General features: G+C 69.0%; 1 pseudogene. It reads left to right on the forward strand.

Features of this window, described 5'->3' with window-relative positions:
• Window positions 1-493: pseudogene (locus tag HUW62_RS47705) on the forward strand (molecular chaperone DnaJ); the annotation flags it as partial.

A 493-nucleotide genomic window follows, 5' to 3' on the forward strand; every position in this document is an offset into this window, starting at 1 on the left:
GCCGGAGACCGACGACAGCCTGTGGGCCACGCGCCCCGCACCCGCCGCCGCGCCGCCGCCGCTGCGCCTGGGTCCCACACCGACCAGGAAGGCCACCGAGGACGACCTCTGGCGCATCGTCTCCTTCGACAAGGACGAAGCCGCCGAGACGCTGACCGCCTCCTTCGAGGCCGCGCTCCAGCAAGTCGATGCCCACTTGGAGACGCTCGTCCGCTCGGATGTCAATCAGGCGAACGACGAACCGCCTGTCGAAGGCATCGTCGAAGCGACCATTGAATCCGACTTCGAGACCTTCCCCGGTGACAACACCGGCCCAACTGGCGAGACTGCGTGGTCCGAGCCGTCCGGTGATCTGGACGACTGGGATTTCGACGAGGACGACGTGGCAGCGGATCCCTCCAACCCCGACGAGGCAGCGAAGCTGCGGCGCCAGCGCCTGCTGCGCCGTGCGATGGAGAACATGGGCGTCCTCGGGAACCGAGGCCCCCCGGCC

This window comes from Myxococcus sp. AM011 (assembly GCF_013372595.1).
GTDB classification, from domain to species: Bacteria; Myxococcota; Myxococcia; order Myxococcales; family Myxococcaceae; genus Myxococcus; species Myxococcus eversor.